Raw genomic sequence first — 17,694 nt, 5'->3', positions numbered from 1 at the left:
CCAGCTCTGTCGGGGGCAGTTGCTCGGCTGGCCCCCAGAGGGGCTGGCAGAAGTAGTCCCCAAGTCGTAACGGTCGCCTGGGTGCCGTAGGCACCCAGAAAGCTCTATGCTATAATCCCTTGGTAAGCTTCAAGCGAGCTTGAAGCCCAGGGAAGATCCAGATGAAAGGAATGCATGTGAGTGTCAAGAAGTGGAGCAATCCGCCCACGATGCAGATCGATCCGACCAAGAACTATGCCGTGACGATAGAGACGACAGCGGGCACCATTGAGTTAGAGTTGTATCCGCAGCATGCCCCGGCCACGGTCAACAACTTTGTGTTTTTGGCCTCTGAGGGTTTTTATGATGGGGTGATCTTTCACCGCGTCATTGCCAATTTTATGATCCAGGGCGGCGATCCTACCGGTACCGGTACCGGTGGGCCCGGCTATCGCTTCAAAGATGAGCTCTATGGCAATCCGCTCAAACACGAGCGCGGGGTCATCTCGATGGCCAATGCCGGCCCCAATACAAACGGGAGCCAGTTTTTTATTACGCACGCGCCCCAGCCTCACCTCAATGGCAAGCATACGGTCTTTGGGAAAGTCACCGCCGGGCTAGAGGTCGTTGATACGATCCGCCAGGGTGACAAGATAGTCAAAGTCACCGTACAGCCATAGCGACCCTGACCTTCAACCAGCGTGTGCGCCCCCAGCCTGCCAGTTTTGCTGGCAGGCTGTTTGTGCATACGCCCTGAATCGTGTGTGCATTTATGACGCAAAAGCTGTGTTACGAAGTCATTCCTTGACGCGGCCCTTTAACATTCTATAATATGTGCTTAATGAACCTCTTCTTTTTTCACCGCCCAACCCCTCGGGCGGCACGTCGGATAGGTCAAGGAGGACTGCGATGCGAGCGTATGGCCCCGAAAGGATTCACAACATCGGCATATTTGGTCACCTCGGCAGCGGCAAGACAACGCTGGCCGAGGCAATGCTTCTGACCGCCCACACGATCCCGCGAATGGGGCGCGTCGAGGACGGGTCGACGGTGAGCGACTACGACCCCGATGAGCACCGCCGCGGGATGTCTGTTTCCCTCTCTGTTCTTCCCCTTGAATGGCACGATGATAAGATTAATCTGATTGATACGCCCGGTTCTGCCGATTTTGTGGCTGATGTGGCAGCGGCAATGCGCATCCTTGATGGTGCCGTGATTGTGCTGGATGCCTCGGCCGGCGTTGAGGTTGGCACGGAACTTATCTGGGAAATGGCCGTTCAGCATAAGGTGCCACGGATCCTCTTTGTCAATAAACTCGATCGCGAGAATGCGAATTTCTATCGCACCGTTGAGCACGCCCGCGAGGTGCTTGATGCGGCGGTGATCCCTATGCAGATCCCAATTGGGTCGGGCAAAGATTTTAACGGCATTATTTCCCTTCGTCAGCAGCGCGCCTGGCTTGTCTCACCTGACCACGATGGCGGATTCATCGAGAATGATGTCCCTGCCGAACTCAATGAGGTGATGCACGAGTGGCGGACGGCGTTGATTGATAAGATTGCCGCCACGAATGACGATCTGATCGAGCGCTATCTGGAGGGCGGCGAAGATGCGCTGACCCGTGATGAGTTGCTGGTTGGTCTGCGGGCTGGCATTGCCGATGGCTCGATTGTGCCGGTCTTCTGTGGTTCGGCCCTCGAAGTTGCCGGAATTCAACAACTGCTCAATGCAATTGTCGATTCGATCCCCTCGGCTGCACGCAAGTCGGTCAGTGCGACCGATCTGCATAGCGGTGAGCCACTTACCCTGCGGGCCGCTAATGATGAGCAGGCCAGTGCGCTGGTCTTTAAAACCGTCTCGGATACCTATGGCAAGGTGAGTCTCTTCCGCGTCTTTTCGGGTGAGGTGCATGCCAATAGTAGCCTGCTGAATAGCCGCACCCGCAAAGAAGAACGGATCAATCACGTCTATAGTGTCTTTGGCAAAGAGCAACGTGATATCGAACGTGTCGGCGCAGGTGATATCGGGGTGCTGACCAAGCTCGCCGAGACTATGACCAATGATACGCTCTGTGCAGCCGCTAGTCCGGTGCAACTCGATCCAATCAATTTTCCGGCCCCGGCCTTCATTGCGACCGTCAAACCCCATAGCCGCTCGGATCTCGATAAGCTGGGCACCGCCCTCGGACGGATGATCGAGGAAGACCCGAGCCTTCAGACGTCACGCGATATGCAGACGGGCGAAACGTTGCTCGCTGGCCTCAGTGAGAGCCACCTCCAGTTTGTGGGCGAGCGGATGAAACGCAAGTTCGATGTCAGTATTGATGTTGATTTGCCCCGCATTCCTTACCGCGAAGCGATCCGGGGTAAAGCGGAAGCCCAGTATCGCCACAAGAAGCAGACCGGCGGCGCCGGGCAGTTTGCCGATGTCACCCTCAGGGTTGAACCACTCGAGCCAGATCCTAACCGTGAAGATGGCCTCGAGTTTATCAATGCGGTCGTCGGGGGCGTGATCTCGCGTGGCTTTATGCCCGCCATCGAGAAGGGTGTCCGTGAAGCCATGGCCGAAGGCTTGCTCTCGGGCAGCCCGATCAGTGATGTGCGCGTTGAGGTCTTTGATGGCAAAGAGCATCCGGTTGACTCAAAGGAAATTGCGTTCAAGTCAGCCGGTAAAGAGGCCTTCAAGCTCGCCGCGCAGAAGGCTGGCGTGGTGATTATGGAGCCGATCTACACGATGGAGATTGTGGTTCCTGATCAGTTCGCCGGTGACATTATGAGCGATATGAGTACGCGACGCGGGCGGGTGATGGGGATGTTGCCAACCGGTACCGGTAAGACGGCGATTTCGGCGCAGGCACCGCTGGCCGAGATTCAACGCTATGCGACGGATCTGCGGGCAATGACCCAGGCGCGTGGGCGCTTTGCGATCGCATTTGCCGCCTATGAAGAAGTGCCAGCGCATCTCGTTGAGACCGTGATTGCGGCCCATAAGAAAGAAGCTGAAGCCAATAACACGCATTAGCTCTGGTCTGAACAGGGCAAAAAAGTCGGCGCCGCCGGCTTTTTTGCCCTGTTCAGACAACGAGGGTTCCCTACGCACGCAGTTGGTGCTGGCTGTGTCCGTCCGTGACCATCCGCTGGATGCCCGCTTCCACGGGCATGACATGGGGACGAACCTCTGTGTCGTTGCCGCGCACGCGGGAACCCAGTGAGAAGGGTAAATGTGTGGTTGAGGTTGGCGTTTCACTGCTCGCTTTGATCGTGGTCTTTGGGGCGGCCCTTCTGGGGGGGATCAGTGGGTTTGGGTTTGCCCTGGTCAGTATGCCGTTCTTGCTCGTGCTGGGCTTTCCCCTGGCCTTGCTGGTACCCCTCAATTTGAGCATCGCGCTGCTGACGCGGATCGCAGTCGCGTATCATCTGCGCGAGCATATTCGCTATCAACGGGTGCTGATCATGGCTGGGGCGAGTGTGCCGGGGATCGGGCTTGGTCTGGTGACCCTGGGGTTAATTGCTTCATCAACGATCAAACTGGTCACAGGGGTTGTGGTGATCATCGCCACGGCGCTGATCTGGCGTGCGTCGCGGCGGCCACCAGCACGCCTTGTGCCGGGCGCACCAGCCCTTGCCGGGGCACTCGGGGGCTTCTTGGGCGCAACGACATCGTTGAATGGCATCCCCGCAGTGCTGCTGCTCGCCCGCGAACAGACGGCGCCGCGCCGTTTTCAGGGCGAACTGGCACTCTTTTTTGTGCTGACGAATACGGCAACCTTGATCCTTTTGGCGACACAGGGGAGGTTGCCAGGCGTAAGTGTGCTGCCACTGGGTCTGCTGTGGCTCAGTGTCGCCCTGGTCGCCAACCACCTGGGCACCCAGTTGGGTGGCAAGTTGCCAGCAGCACGGTTCCGCTATCTCGCCATGAGCCTCGCCTTCCTTGCTGGGGTCATGACGATCCTGACAGCGTGATCGTTGTCGGGCGTGGTGCCTGGCTCACCACGTTATGGCAAGGCTTCCACACTCAGATCATCAAAACATGCTTTTGAGTCGGCATTCCAAGTACGAAAGCCCATATCGCCACTCATATAGGGGTTTTGATTATCCGTGGCCCGTAAGATCTCTTCGCCATCAAGCGAAACAGCAAAGGTATTCCCGACCACTTCAAGCTCAATCTGGCGATCGACGCCACTCCAGACAAACCCTGACGGGGCATTAACTCGCGCAAAGGGGGCCGCTTCAGTTCCATTCGTCCATTTGCGAATAATGAATTGACCTGGATAAAATCCCGGATCATACTGAAATGAGTAGCCGTTCACTTTGCCGACGGGTGCAGATGAGCCAGATGAGTCAAAGTTGCTTGCGCGGAAAAAGACCCCATAGCCATAACCCGATATTAGGGTACTCTGATCAACCTTGATCCGGTAATTGTCGGCTTCGATTGGTCGGTAAATGCTTCCGGCACGAGGGCCTCCACAGAGTTTGCCGTTTTCGAGGTTCCAGTTGCCATATTTCGTCGTCCATCCATTGAGGTTATCAAAAGGATCACGAAAGAGCAGATCCTCGCACTTCCCACCCAGACCAATGACAATCTGGCACATGGCGGCGTTGAGGTTCGTGCCGATCAGGCCCAACCCGAGGATCGCGGTAAGCGAAACCAGGGCCAGAAGCGCGCCAATTTCCACGAGCGATTGGCCTGAACGGCGATGGAGAGGCTGCTGACGCATAGGAATGCTCCAATGGTGAAGGACGTCATAGTGCGTGCCCGGCAGACCGCACAGGTCTTCTAGTAAGTTCGTGTATGCATCGTTGGTCTCCCTTGACCAAAGCTAACGCACAGGTTGTGTCGTTGTTTCCGACTTGACCGTCCCAACATTGATCGTCTGACCATTGCGTACGGTGATCGGATACTCAACCGCAACGCCGTCACGGGCAACGACCAGTACCTGGGCACCAGCCGGGACGCCAGCGATCTGAAAGCGCCCGTCGGGGGCCGTCTGCACAATCAGATCGGTCGTCTGAATAATCACTTCGGCAGGTTGAGGCCGTCCGGCCTGATCAACCACTTGGCCGGCCACCGTGCCACTGCCTGTACCGGCAACCGACGGCACAATATCCATCATCTGCACGAGACGGATGACGAGCAGCAATCCGGTGGTGATGCTTAACACAATCAGTGCGATCCGCACGGGCTTTTGCCAGCGTGGCGGTGGTGGTGGTGGGGTGGATCCTGGCACAAGATCCTTGAATGAATCCTGGAACGTCATAGCTTTGTCTCTTTTTTTCATAGCCTATGGAAGCGCGGTAACGCTCAGATTATCGAAACAGGCGTCGCTACCATACCAGGTACGCAAGCCAACACCACCAGTCGTATATGGCGTTGCACTAGTATCAGTTCCCGTTAGCTTTTGAACTCCATCAATATAGGCCGTGAAGGTATTGCCTTTCACCTCGAGTTCAATCCGGCGGTTCGTGTTATACCAATCATAATTCGCCGGCACATCAACACGAGCAAAAGGACTCGCTTCACTTCCATCCGTCCACTTGCGCATCACAAATTGATTCAAACCTTTGTCATACTGAAATGTATAACCATTGACTTTCGCAGGCGAAACAAAATTCGTCGCCCGAAAGAAGACACCGTGACCATTTCCGCTGAAAAGCATTGTTTGATCCACGCGGATCCGATAATCACTGGGTTCAACAGGACGAAAGATCTGCCCCCCATCCTTGATGCAGAGTTGTCCATCCTTGAGTTGCCAATTGCCAGACTGTTTGTACCAGGCACTGAGGTTATCAAAGGGTTCCTGAAAGAGCGGGCCGACTTCGCAAACGTCGTCACCACCCAGCGCCGAGGCAACTTGGCAAAAGACATTGTCGAGATTCACGCCAATCATGCTGAGGCCAAGGATAGCGGTCAGCGAGACAAGCGCAAGCAGCGCCCCTATTTCAACGAGTGATTGGCCTGATTGTGAAGATGAAAGCCGCATCGACATCTCCTGAGCTCCGGTAACAGAATGCAATCTTGGTTGTGTGCTTATCTTAATTATATCAAACGCATCGAACGGGGTTATTACCACTTTGCTATGGCGTGATGGGTGGTGGCGAAGCCACCACCCATCACGCCATAGCAAAGCCTGGGGTGCTTCGCCTCGGCGCATCCACGCACCAGCGGACGAGGTTCCTCAAGCCTTGCAACCACAGGCGTTCACCTTGCAGAGCACCGTGATATCGAGTAGAATCAAACCCACATCTGTCAGAATACACGCAGCGCAGCGGTTTCGTCGGTCAGGCGGAATCGCTTATTGTTGGCAAGGAGGAGTTGTGTTGATCGATCATGACCTGATTGAGAGTGATCACGCCCACGTCTTGCACTCGCTCTACCATCCCAGTGCGCACCAGGCAATGAAACTCTGGGTACGCGGCCAGGGGGCCATCGTCACGGATATGCACGGCCAGGAATTTATTGATGGGCTCAGTGGCTTGTGGAACGTCAATGTGGGCCATGGGCGTGAGGAATTGGCCCGCGCTGCGTACGAGCAGATGCAGCAACTCGCCTACTACTCGTCGTATGTTGGCAGTTCCAATCTGCCGACGATCAAACTGGGCGAGAAGTTGGCTGAGTTGATGTACCCCTCGATCAACACCTTCTTCTTTACGAGTGGCGGGGCCGAGAGCACCGAGAGTAGCTTCAAGACGGCCCGTTTCTATTGGAAGGCCGTCGGCAAGCCCGACAAAGTCAAGTTCATTTCACGGATCAAGGGCTACCACGGCGTCACGATGGCCGCTATGAGCGCCACCGGGTTACCGGCCTACTGGCCGATGTTCGAGCCGCGTGTTCCCGGGTTTGTTCATATCGACTCGCCCTATCCCTATCGGTTTGTCAATCCAACCCCCGAGGTGAGTGACGGTATCGCTGCGGCGAATCTGCTCGAAGCGGCGCTTCTGCGCGAAGGCCCCGAGACGGTCGCCGGTTTCATTGCCGAGCCGATTCAGGGTGCCGGTGGCGTCATTGTGCCTCAAGACGACTATTTCCGACGGATCCGTGAGATCTGCGATACCTATGAAGTGCTGCTGATCGCCGATGAGGTCATTACTGGCTTTGGCCGCACGGGACGCTGGTTTGGCCTGGAAGACTACGGCATCGAGCCGGATATTATCCAGTTTGCCAAAGGCATTACCTCGGGCTACGTCCCCCTCGGCGGCATCGGGGTCAATGATACGATCCGCGATGTGATCGAGACGGTGCCGGGTGAGAAGCGCTGGATGCACGCCTTTACCTATTCGGGCCACCCGACGTCGTGTGCGGTTGCCCTGGCCAACATCGACCTGATTGAACGCGAAGGGCTGGTTGCCCGCGCCGCCGAGGTCGGAGCGCATATGAACAACGCCCTCAACGAACTCGGCACGCTCGCAGGTGTCGGCAATGTGCGCGGCAAGGGCATGATGGCAGCCGTTGAACTGGTCGCTGATAAGGCAACCAAAGCCGCCTTCCCCCCAGCCGAGAACGTTGGCGGTCGTGTGCAGAAAGAGATGACGAGCCGCGGGCTCTTTACCCGTGTCGTTGGTGATACGATCTGCATTGCACCACCCCTGGTAACGCCCGTTGAAACAATTGATCGCATGGTGGCGATTATTGGCGAGTCGATCACCGCTGTCTGCAAGTAGCGCCAACAAGAATGTCAAGTGTGCGCACAAAAACGGTCAGCTACGCTGACCGTTTTCGTGCGCACAAACCTCCACACCCCCATTCATTGCGGCGGTAGGCAAGAGGGTGGGGCCGTGAGCCACGGGGCATAGATGATATTGTTGCCCACCGAGTCGCCTCGGCCAAGTGGATTGGTCTCGGGTTCATAGGGACCAGAGGCTTCACCCCACCAGTTGTTGCGCATGTCAAGCAGAATCTCGCTCGTCGCACCACGTCCCAGACCATACCGCAGATAGACCGGAATAATTGGCGGGAGATGCTCGTCAATCAGGTTGTTTTCGATGCGCAAGGCCATCGGCGGCACCCCATTGGGGTTGACCTGAGGGGTCTGCGTACGAAGACCAAAGCCCTGCGCATCGCCAACCAGCGCATTGCAACCGACTGTTCCCTGCAACGGCCCATTCGTCGTGAGTTGCAGATTAGGTGCGCCCCCACGGATCAAATTGCCTTCAACGGTCAGATTCAGGGTCTCAAAGGTGCTGCGGTTGCTGATACGCACCTGCGGCGCACCCTCACTCAACCGATTGCCACCAAAGCGGTTATTGGTGAGCGTGATGAAATTGCCACGCCCATACGTCGCCTCCAACGCGGGGCCAAACGGCATATCATTGCCGGTCACTTCGCTATCGCGCATCTCGAGGCGTGTATCGTTGAGCAAAATCGCCCCACCATTATCGGTAAAGCGGGTCGAACGCACGATCAACTCGCTACGCTCACTCGCCAGGAGGGTGCCACCAAGCCCCGCGCCGCGCACCTCGGCATGTTCCAGCACCACAAAGCTATTGGGGCGCACAAAAATCCCGTTCCAGCGCTCACCAGTTGCGCTAATGAAACGGACAGGCTGATCAGGCTGCCCAAGGACAAGCAACCGACCGCCATCCACAAAGATCGCAACCCCAGGCGCAAGCTGCACCTCCACCCCAGGCTCGATGATCAACTCGCTACCGGGAGCAATTTGGACATTACGTTCAATGCGGAGTGGCCCCTGCTCGCGGGACCAGCGGATATCGCCACTGAGCACATCGGCGGGCGGCGGCGGTGGCACCGTCGGTGGCGGCGGCAGAGTTGGTTGTGGCTCGGGTGTCGCCGTCGGTGGTGGTGCCGGATCAATCGGCGTGAGCGGAGGCGTGGTTGGCGCAACCACCACTGGATCATCGGTTGGCGTTGGTTGCGGCAACGCCGTTGGCAGAGGAAGTGCGGTTGGTTGCACCAGGGTTGGCTGAATTGGCGGAGGAACCGCTGTAGGCGGTACCGTCGTCAGGGCCAGCGTTGGCATTGGCGGCGGAGTACCTTCGCCAATCGGCCCAGCAACCGTAGGCGTAGCCGTTGCCGAACCTTCAAGCGCCGGATCATCAGTAGGCACCCCCGACTCGGGTTCAGGGAACAGCGTCGCTGTTGGCGTCGGGGTTGGTGTTGGCGTCGGAACCTGCGCCACCGGACGATTAAAGAAGCTATCGGCAATCCCGCCAATTGACGGGACAATCAGTTCAGCTGGAACACTCGCCACCTCATCATCAGGGCCAAAGAGCCTGACCGTATACTGGCGCGTTTCAACCGGCTGAGGTGCATCAGCGGCCCGTGGAATCTGAAACTCGAGGCGATTATTCCTCACCCGTGCCGTCGCCAACTCAGCGTCAAACCAGGGAAAAGGGAAGTCATCTTCAAACATCTCGGCGCGGACAACCGTACCATCAGGCAAACCAGTACTTGCGCCAGCAATCGTCACCGTCAGGGGATCGGCCCGCGCAACCGAGGCACTCTGCACGAGCAACGTCACCGGAATGGGGGTAGGCTCGACAAGAATAATCTCGGGTTCGTCAGCCGTCGGCAACAGAAGCAACAGTCCAAAGAGCCCGAGCAACATCAAGAGGGGGGCCAGAATCAAGAGCAGCCTGGACGTGAGCGGCAAGCGTGCGAAACGCTCACGCCAACCCTCTGGTTCTTCCTCGGGCGCAATCGAAGGATACTCATCACCGTCAGCATCAAAAGAGAGGGAAGGGTAGCCATTCGCCTCAAAATCAGGCTGATCCTGAGCAACCAGTGAGGCAAAATCGAGCGTATCATCAAGCGTCGTGCTCACATCAAGGGTCGTAGGATCAATAGCTTCAACTGATGGTCTACGCAAGCGCAGGACAACAAAAACGACGGCAACCACTACAAGAATGATTACAACAAAGGCAAGGCCAAGGAGAAACGGCTGTCCGGCGAGCGCGCTTTGCATCGGTGTCCAACGTCCCTTCATCAACATGACCGCAGCGAAGCAGATCATTGTCATGATATGACAATGGACACCGTTCTGCAAGTATCACCTGGGGAACAGAAGTTACAACACAGCGACAAAGCATTGGGTCACGAAGCCTTGCCGAGCAAACTCTGCTGCTCGTCCCGCAACCGTTCGGCGACGACCGCAACCGTTGCCAGAGCAGTCGCATCACCAGCCTGAATAGCATGCAGAGCCGTTTCGAGATAGGTTGCCATGGCCCCCATCATTGCTGCGTTCGCGGCGATGCGAGCATCGAGGAGCGCCGCGTGAACCGCGAGCGAGACATGACAAGCCACGAGTTCGAGGAGATTAAGGTGGGTCGGACTAAAGAGGCGACTCTGCGAAGTTGTCACCGTCAGCACACCGACGACGTGACTCCCCCAGAGCAACGGAACCGCCATCGCACAACGGGTCGGCGTATCGGTCTGATGCATAGGCAGGCTGAGCCAGCGACGGTCAGTATCAGTCTCATCAATAATGATCGGCAAGCGATCATCGAGCACCATCGCGACGAGCCCCTGCTCACTCACCTGAATTGCACGTTCAGTCGTCGTCATGGTACCGTCACTCAGCACCAGCACAGGTTCATCACCCGTTTCATCAGGTAACAACAAGAGGGAAGCACGTTCGCCACTGACCATGACAGGGATCTGGGACACAATAAGGCTTGTCAACGCAAGAGGAGTTGCCGCCCCATGAACAACCTGACGGCCAAAATCGAGCAAACGATCAAGCGTATCACTATAAGCCCGAGCTTCAAGCGCGTGCGATGCGATTTGACTCTGCAATGAATGGTGTTCAAGCGCAGCGCCAATCATCTTGCCGAGCGTGGCAAGCAAGGCGCGATCATCCTCGTCAAACGGATGTGAACGATAGACTTCAATTGCACCAACAACCTGTCTTCCAATCTGAATCGAACCACATATTTTATTGCTATCGTTACAGTGGAGGGAAGTCAAGCCAGCGGGGATATGAATCACAACTTCTTCCGCATACATCCAATCGCATGCGAGATCGCGAAGTCTGGGCAGAGGATCAAGATCACGGGCTGCGGCGAGGAAAAGCCCATAGCCTTCGAGGGCTTGATGCAGACGGATCGTACGACTCTTGCGCTTTGACATAGGCTTGGTAGTAGGAACCGTATGCACATACACCTCACTGGGGCTTCATTGCCATAGCAAAACGTAGAAGATATACGTCAAGTGATTTATAAAAATAATTGTACCGCAAAAAGGCCTTGTTGTCTTATGACAGACTTGTAATCCATAAAAAAGCGTGAGGGTGGGTACGTAGAAACGGCCAGCTAAGCTGGCCGTTTCTACGTACCCACCCTCACGCATCACGCACCCATCGGTTCCGTCGAACGTGTTGTCGCGATCGTGAGCACATCGCCGCGATGGAAGACGAGTTGCCCATGTTCAAGATCAACCTCAATCGCGTCACCTTCCTTGAAGATGCCACGCAGCAACTCACGCGAGATCGGTGTCTCAACGAGGCGCTGAATCGTTCGGCGCAACGGACGAGCACCATAGACCGGATTAAAGCCCTCGACGACCAGAAACTCCTTGGCAGCATTGGTGAGGCTCAAAGCAATCTTCTGCTCGCGGAGACGCTCAACGAGTTCGGCAATCTGGAGATCAACGATACAGGTCAGATCCTCCATCGTCAATGGATGGAAGAGAATCGTGTCATCAATGCGATTGAGAAACTCGGGCCGGAAGGTCTGGCGCATGGCATCAAAGACCTTCTTGCGGGCTTCGTTGAGATCAACTGTTTTCGCCGACCGACTCCCTGCCGAAAAACCGATGCTCCCACCCTGCAGATGCTCGGTGCCGGCATTGCTCGTCATAATGATGACGGTATTGCGGAAGTCAACCGTACGTCCCTGCCCATCGGTAAGACGGCCATCATCAAGCACCTGGAGCAACGCATTAAAGACATCGGGATGCGCCTTCTCGATCTCATCAAAGAGCACCACCTGATACGGGCGCCGCCTGATGCTCTCGGTCAACTGCCCACCCTCATCATAGCCAACATAACCAGGAGGGGCACCGATCAACCGACTGACCGTGTGGCGCTCTTGGAACTCACTCATATCAACCCGCGTCAGGGCATCATCGCTATCAAACAGAAACTCAGCGAGGGCCTTGGCAAGCTCAGTCTTGCCGACGCCAGTGGGGCCAACGAAGATAAAACTACCGATCGGGCGACGATGATCACGCAGGCCACTGCGGGCGCGGCGAATCGCATCAGAGAGGGCAACAATTGCTTCGTGCTGACCAATCACGCGCTCGTGGAGGCGTTCCTCCATATGGACAAGCTTTTCGCGCTCGGTTTCGAGCATCCGACTGACGGGCACCCCTGTCCAACTCGAAACAATCTGCGCAACATCCTCATCATCAACAACTTCATCGAGGTTCGCCGACTTGAGCCAAGCATCGCGCTCTTGATCAAACTCATTCTGCAAGGCAAGGAATTCCGCACGCAGCAACGCAGCCTTTTCATATTCACGCCGTGCGCCAGACTCCTCCTCTTCCTGTTGCAAGCGGTGCAACTCAGCTTCTTTCTCCTTCAGCGGAGTCGGCATCGCAAAGATATCAATGCGCAACTTGGCACTGGCTTCATCAATCAAATCAATCGCCTTATCGGGCAAAAAGCGATCATTGATATAGCGACTAGAGAGCTGCACGGCCGCATTGAGCGCATCATCGCTAATCGTCAACTGATGATGATCTTCATAGCGTTTGCGCAAACCACGTAACATCAACAAGGTCGTTTCGAGATCCGGTTCTTCAACAAAAACGGGACTGAAGCGGCGCTCGAGAGCAGCTTCTTTTTCGATATGCTTGCGATACTCATCAATTGTCGTCGCTCCGACAACCTGGATCTCACCGCGGCTCAGGGCTGGCTTGAGCATATTGCTGGCATCAATGCTGCCAGCGGCTGCGCCGGCTCCAACAACCGTATGCAATTCATCAATAAAGAGCAGCACTTTGCCCTGAGCACTCCGCACCTCTTCCATCACCGCCTTGAGGCGCTCTTCGAACTCACCACGAAACTTTGAGCCAGCCACCATCCCGGCGAGATCGAGCGCGAGCAGCTTGCGATCGCGGAGGGTCGGCGGAACATCGCCACTGACAAGGCGCTGCGCCAGGCCCTCGGCAATGGCCGTCTTGCCAACCCCAGTTTCGCCGACCAGCACAGGATTATTCTTGGTGCGCCGCGAAAGAATGCGGATCACGCGGATAATCTCTGACTCACGGCCAATGACCGGATCGAGTTTACCTTCCCGCGCCATCTGGGTGAGGTCGGTACTATACTTCTCCAGCACCTCATAGCGACTCTCGGCGGTAGGATCATCGGAACGCTGGGAACCTCGGATCTCCATCAGCGCCTGATAGATCCGTTCCTGATCGATATTAAAACTATTCAGAATCCGCGCCGACGCACCTTCACGTTCACCACTGAGTGCAATCAGCAAATGATCAATGCCGACATACTTATCACCGAGGCGAGCGGCCTCTTCTTCAGCGCGCTTGACCAGACGCTGGGTTCGCGGGGTAACATAGACGCGATTATCAAAACCATATTGACCATACACCTTGGGGGATTTCTCAAGTTCACGCTCAACGCGCTGTGAGATGACCTCAGGCTCAACCTGCAAACGCACCATGGTACGTTGAGCGAGGCCATCCTTCTGGCGCAACATCGCCAGGAAGACGTGTTCGACATCTAGCTGAGTATGGTGCTGCTCTTGCATAATTTCCTGAGCAGTCTGAAATGCATCTTGCGCCTTTTCGGTGAAGCGCTCTAATCGCATAGGATTTTCCCCATCTATTATCTTCTTTTTAGGAGCGGGCATTTCTATTGTAGCACAGAGGCTCTTGGCTTGGGGGGTGTGGGGCAGAGTTCTTATGAATCTCTACTACGCAGTTGCCCAGGCCAGCCTAACGAGCCTGGGCAACCAGCGGAGCAAAACCTAAACAACGAGCGTCTCTTGGTAGACGCCGAAGGTCTCGCGGAGCACATCGCACATCTCACCGACAGTGCAGTAGGCACGCACACAGTTAAGGATGGCCGGCATGGTATTGTCGGTGCCCTCGGCCGCAGCGCGTAGCTCGGCAAGGCGTTGGACAACCAGCGCCTGATCACGCTCATGGCGCACCCGATTGAGGCGTTCAAGGTGCTTGCGCTCGCCTTCGGGATCCATTTGGAGGATCGGAACCTCGATCGGTGCTTTGACGGTATGCGCATTGACCGCGATCACCTCACGCTCACCATCGTCTATTTCTTGCTGATAGCGATAGGCCGCATCAGCAATGGCCTGCTGGAAATAGCCATTGCGAATCGCGGCAATCACGCCACCCTGCTCATAGATCGCCTTGAAATACTCATTCGTCTCGCGTTCCATCCGGTCGGTCAGCGCCTCCACAAAATAGCTTCCCCCGAGCGGATCAACCGTATTGGTAACGCCACTCTCGGCGGCAATGACCTGCTGGGTACGCAAAGCAATCGTCACGGCCTTCTCGCTGGGCAACGCCAGGGCTTCGTCCATCGAATTGGTATGGAGACTCTGGGTACCACCGAGAACAGCCGCAAGGGCCTGGATCGCCGTGCGGACAATATTGACCTCAGGCTGCTGCGCCGTCAATGAGCAACCGGCGGTCTGCGTATGGAAACGGAGCCACCAAGAGCGTTCTTTTTTGGCCCCATAGGTCTCACGCATCAACCGCGCCCAGATCCGGCGGGCAGCGCGATACTTGGCGATCTCTTCAAAGAAGTCATTATGCGCATTGAAGAAGAAAGAAATCCGAGGCGCAAAATCATCAATATCGAGCCCCCGCTCAAGACAAGCCTCGACATAGGCTCGTCCATCAGCCAGCGTAAAAGCAAGTTCTTGCACCGACGTACTGCCGGCCTCACGGATGTGATAGCCACTCACACTGACCGGATTCCACTGCGGGACATACGTGCTCCCAAACTCAATGGTATCCACGACCAGCCGCATACTAGGTTCAGGCGGAAAGATATACTCATTCTGAGCGATATACTCTTTGAGGATATCATTCTGGGTCGTGCCACGGAGACTCGACCAGGGAATACCACGCTGTTCGGCCACGACAAGATACATGGCCCAGATCATTGCGGCAGGCGAGTTGATCGTCATCGACGTCGAGACCTGATCAAGGGGCAAGCCATCCAGCAGGAGTTCCATATCGGCGAGTGACGAAATCGCCACCCCACACTTGCCAAACTCACCCTCAACCAGCGGATGATCGGTATCGCGGCCATAGAGGGTCGGCATATCAAACGCGATCGACAACCCGGTCTGGCCCTGACTAAGCAGATATTTGAAACGTGCATTCGTCTCTTCGGCCGTACCAAAGCCGGCGAACATGCGCATTGTCCAGACCTTGCCACGATAACTGGTGGGATGCACCCCACGGGTATAAGGGTACGCGCCAGGATGACCAATATCACGCAGATACTCGTTGTCTTGCAGATCGAGTGGCGTATAGAGGCGCTCGATAGGCGCACTACTCGTCGTCATAAACCGCACATCCCGCTCGGGCGTACGCTCAAGCGTCGGCCAGAGCGTCGCTTGTTCCCAGCGCGCCTGTGCTGCATGCACTGCTTCTTTTTCCTCAACCATGCGTCGATCCTCCAGACTATAGCCAGGCCAAGATGCTTTTTCTTATTGTAACACGTCCCATCGGCAGGTGGCTGAGTCGCGCATCTTTTTTGCGAGCCTAGCGGTACAAAGAGTATGCAACAGTGGCTCAACCAGATCTCTCAACATCTTTTCGCCCTTTTTTTTCCTGATCATTGTGCGGTGTGCCGACAGAGGGGCACCTTGCTATGTGGCAACTGCCGGGCGACATTGCAGGCATACCCAACGATGGCGGCACCAACCGATCTCGTGAGCATCCAGGTCGGCTGGATCTACGACGAACCCGCACGGCGGGCAATTCACTGCCTGAAATACCGCGGACGACGGCGGATGGGAGGCGTACTGGCCGCGGCCTTAGCGACCACGCTTACGCCTCCCGAGGCTGACGCCCTGATCCCGGTTCCGCTGCACCCTGACCGCCTGAGCGAGCGTGGCTTCAACCAAGCCGAAGAACTCGCCAACAGCCTCGGCCTATGCTGGGGCATACCAGTCTGTAGCCGGGGGCTCGAACGCGAACGTGACACAGGGCATCAGGCCCGACTGAATCGCGAAGCACGCCAGGGCAATGTTGCCGGGGCCTTCTTCTGGCATGGCCCGGGACGTCCGCCGGCCCGCGTCATCCTGATTGATGATGTTGTCACCACCGGGGCCACCCTCTCGGCATGCGCCGAAGCCTTGCTGGCCGCCGGAGCAGAGCAGATTCATGCGATTGCGCTGGCACGTTCGCTCGTACGTGGATCGAGTGGATCGGCAGTACGACGACATTTTGCCCAGCGACGGCATAGGCAACCATGATCATACAGGGCGATGGCATGTTCGGTGGTGCGTGCCACCAGGCTCGCGGATCGCTCCCATCCGCCCCCACCGCCGCCGTGAACGGCTCGGCTACGGATGGCAAAGCCGGCCTGCGCCGGCTGGATCAGGCCACGGCAGGAAGATGCAATCGCCCTACATGATCATACCTAAACAGTAACATCATGGTTGCACGATACCGTATAATTGAGCTAACGGCACACGGAAGCCGGGACATAGCCCCACTTCCCTTATGACGTGACTCACCACAATGGTGTGGCACGAGACTGGAACCATGCCATGCTCACCCTATCTTCCTCTTCCGCATCCACGTCATCAACCGATGCAGTGACCCAGGTCTCAGTCGTTATCTGTACACGGAACCGGGCATCAGATCTACTCCGTGCAACCGAGTCGGTTCTAGCCAGCACCCACACCAACTTCGAACTCCTGGTCATTGATCAGAGTGACAGCGATGCATCGGAACACATCATGCAACCCCTGAGTCACGACTCACGGCTGCGTTATGTTCGCACCGCAGGGGTAGGGGTTGGCCTAGCGCGCAACATTGGCATTAATGCAGCACAAGCCGAGTACCTCGTGATGACCGATGACGACTGTGTCGTCTCGCCCACCTGGGTCAACGACATGGTGCAAGCACTTGAGGCCCATCCCGAGTCCGCCATGGTCTTTTGCGATGTTGTCGCTGCCCCCCACGATAGTGCGCTTGGCTGGATTACCGTCAGCCTTGCTGACCGCAACCGCACAATCAAAAGCATTCGTGATTGGTGCGCAGCAGGAGGCGGCAATACCGGGATTGGAGCGGGTGTCGCCATGCGACGTTCGATGATGCTTGCGATCGGCGGCATTGATGAACATCTCGGATCAGGCTCGATGTTTCGAAGTGCGTGGGAGACCGATGCAGCGCTGCGCTCACTTCTGCGTGGCTTCACCATCTATCGCACAAAGGATATCTCAGTTGAGCATTACGGCTTTCGTAGTCATACCGATGGTCGCACTCTGATGAAGCGCTACATCTTTGGCATGGCCGCGATCTATGCCAAGCTGCTAAAATGTGGGCACCCCGCGATGCTGCTCGTCTGCGGATGTGAACTGTGGCGCGTCATCATCGGGCCAACCCTGAGTTCACTCAGGCGTTTCCAACGGCCCCCGGTCTTCAATCGCGCTATCGCCTTTGCGCAGGGCTTTCTCAAAGGGTTGAAGACCCCGGTTGATCGTAAAACCTGCACCTTTCGTCCTCAATAAGTTCATAAAATCAGAAAATCCGTTC

The 17,694-nt window shown here is 56.4% G+C and carries 13 protein-coding genes; 6 read left to right on the top strand and 7 right to left on the bottom strand.

Translation table 11 applies throughout. The features are described from left to right. Positions 1–170 precede the first annotated feature (170 nt). From EKD05_RS02565 to EKD05_RS02555, 3 genes are all read left to right on the top strand, one after another. Positions 171–659: a peptidylprolyl isomerase gene (locus EKD05_RS02565; RefSeq protein WP_129670757.1), complete on the top strand. Its 489-nt coding sequence runs from the start codon at positions 171–173 to the stop codon at positions 657–659. Between the two features lie 229 nt (positions 660–888). Beyond that, positions 889–3,000, top strand: coding sequence for an elongation factor G (gene fusA / locus EKD05_RS02560; protein WP_129670735.1), 2,112 nt, complete (start codon positions 889–891; stop codon positions 2,998–3,000). A 203-nt stretch (positions 3,001–3,203) separates the two neighbouring features. Next, complete coding sequence (locus EKD05_RS02555; RefSeq protein WP_165360549.1) at positions 3,204–3,941, top strand: sulfite exporter TauE/SafE family protein; 738 nt, start codon at positions 3,204–3,206, stop codon at positions 3,939–3,941. Between the two features lie 32 nt (positions 3,942–3,973). Here EKD05_RS02555 and EKD05_RS02550 read toward each other — a convergent pair whose 3' ends face one another. The 3 genes from EKD05_RS02550 to EKD05_RS02540 form a co-directional block, all read right to left on the bottom strand. After that, the gene (locus EKD05_RS02550) at positions 3,974–4,696 is read right to left on the bottom strand and encodes a family 16 glycoside hydrolase (RefSeq protein WP_129670733.1); all 723 of its coding nucleotides are present in this window, start codon (positions 4,694–4,696) and stop codon (positions 3,974–3,976) included. Positions 4,697–4,798: 102 nt separating this feature from the next. Then, positions 4,799–5,236 (bottom strand): carboxypeptidase-like regulatory domain-containing protein, encoded by a 438-nt coding sequence (locus EKD05_RS02545; RefSeq protein WP_165360548.1) that lies wholly within the window; start codon positions 5,234–5,236, stop codon positions 4,799–4,801. A 24-nt stretch (positions 5,237–5,260) separates the two neighbouring features. Further along, positions 5,261–5,959 (bottom strand): DUF1080 domain-containing protein, encoded by a 699-nt coding sequence (locus EKD05_RS02540; RefSeq protein ID WP_165360547.1) that lies wholly within the window; start codon positions 5,957–5,959, stop codon positions 5,261–5,263. A gap of 334 nt (positions 5,960–6,293) precedes the next feature. On the opposite strand from EKD05_RS02540, the gene EKD05_RS02535 reads away from it, so the two are divergent. Further along, entirely contained in the window at positions 6,294–7,637 is a 1,344-nt protein-coding gene (locus EKD05_RS02535) for an aspartate aminotransferase family protein (RefSeq protein WP_240695592.1), read from the top strand. Positions 7,638–7,720: 83 nt separating this feature from the next. Here the strand turns inward: EKD05_RS02535 and EKD05_RS02530 are convergent, their stop codons facing one another. The 4 genes from EKD05_RS02530 to EKD05_RS02515 form a co-directional block, all read right to left on the bottom strand. After that, entirely contained in the window at positions 7,721–9,952 is a 2,232-nt protein-coding gene (locus EKD05_RS02530; RefSeq protein ID WP_129670730.1) for a right-handed parallel beta-helix repeat-containing protein, read from the bottom strand. A gap of 74 nt (positions 9,953–10,026) precedes the next feature. Continuing rightward, positions 10,027–11,061 (bottom strand): GAF domain-containing protein, encoded by a 1,035-nt coding sequence (locus EKD05_RS02525; RefSeq protein WP_129670729.1) that lies wholly within the window; start codon positions 11,059–11,061, stop codon positions 10,027–10,029. A gap of 218 nt (positions 11,062–11,279) precedes the next feature. Continuing rightward, positions 11,280–13,760 carry an ATP-dependent Clp protease ATP-binding subunit gene (locus EKD05_RS02520; protein WP_129670728.1) on the bottom strand — a complete coding sequence of 827 codons (2,481 nt, stop codon included), beginning with the start codon at positions 13,758–13,760 and terminating at the stop codon, positions 11,280–11,282. A 159-nt stretch (positions 13,761–13,919) separates the two neighbouring features. After that, positions 13,920–15,593 (bottom strand): methylmalonyl-CoA mutase family protein, encoded by a 1,674-nt coding sequence (locus tag EKD05_RS02515; RefSeq protein ID WP_129670727.1) that lies wholly within the window; start codon positions 15,591–15,593, stop codon positions 13,920–13,922. 246 nt (positions 15,594–15,839) lie between these two features. Between EKD05_RS02515 and EKD05_RS02510 the strand changes: the two genes are divergently transcribed. Further along, complete coding sequence (locus EKD05_RS02510; RefSeq protein ID WP_240695591.1) at positions 15,840–16,406, top strand: ComF family protein; 567 nt, start codon at positions 15,840–15,842, stop codon at positions 16,404–16,406. Positions 16,407–16,703: 297 nt separating this feature from the next. Then, entirely contained in the window at positions 16,704–17,669 is a 966-nt protein-coding gene (locus tag EKD05_RS02505) for a glycosyltransferase family 2 protein (RefSeq protein WP_129670725.1), read from the top strand. The last annotated feature ends 25 nt before the right edge of the window (positions 17,670–17,694 follow it).

The organism is Candidatus Chloroploca sp. Khr17 (assembly GCF_004138165.1).
GTDB lineage: Bacteria > Chloroflexota > Chloroflexia > Chloroflexales > Chloroflexaceae > Chloroploca.
This window is presented reverse-complemented; position numbering and strand designations above follow the sequence as displayed.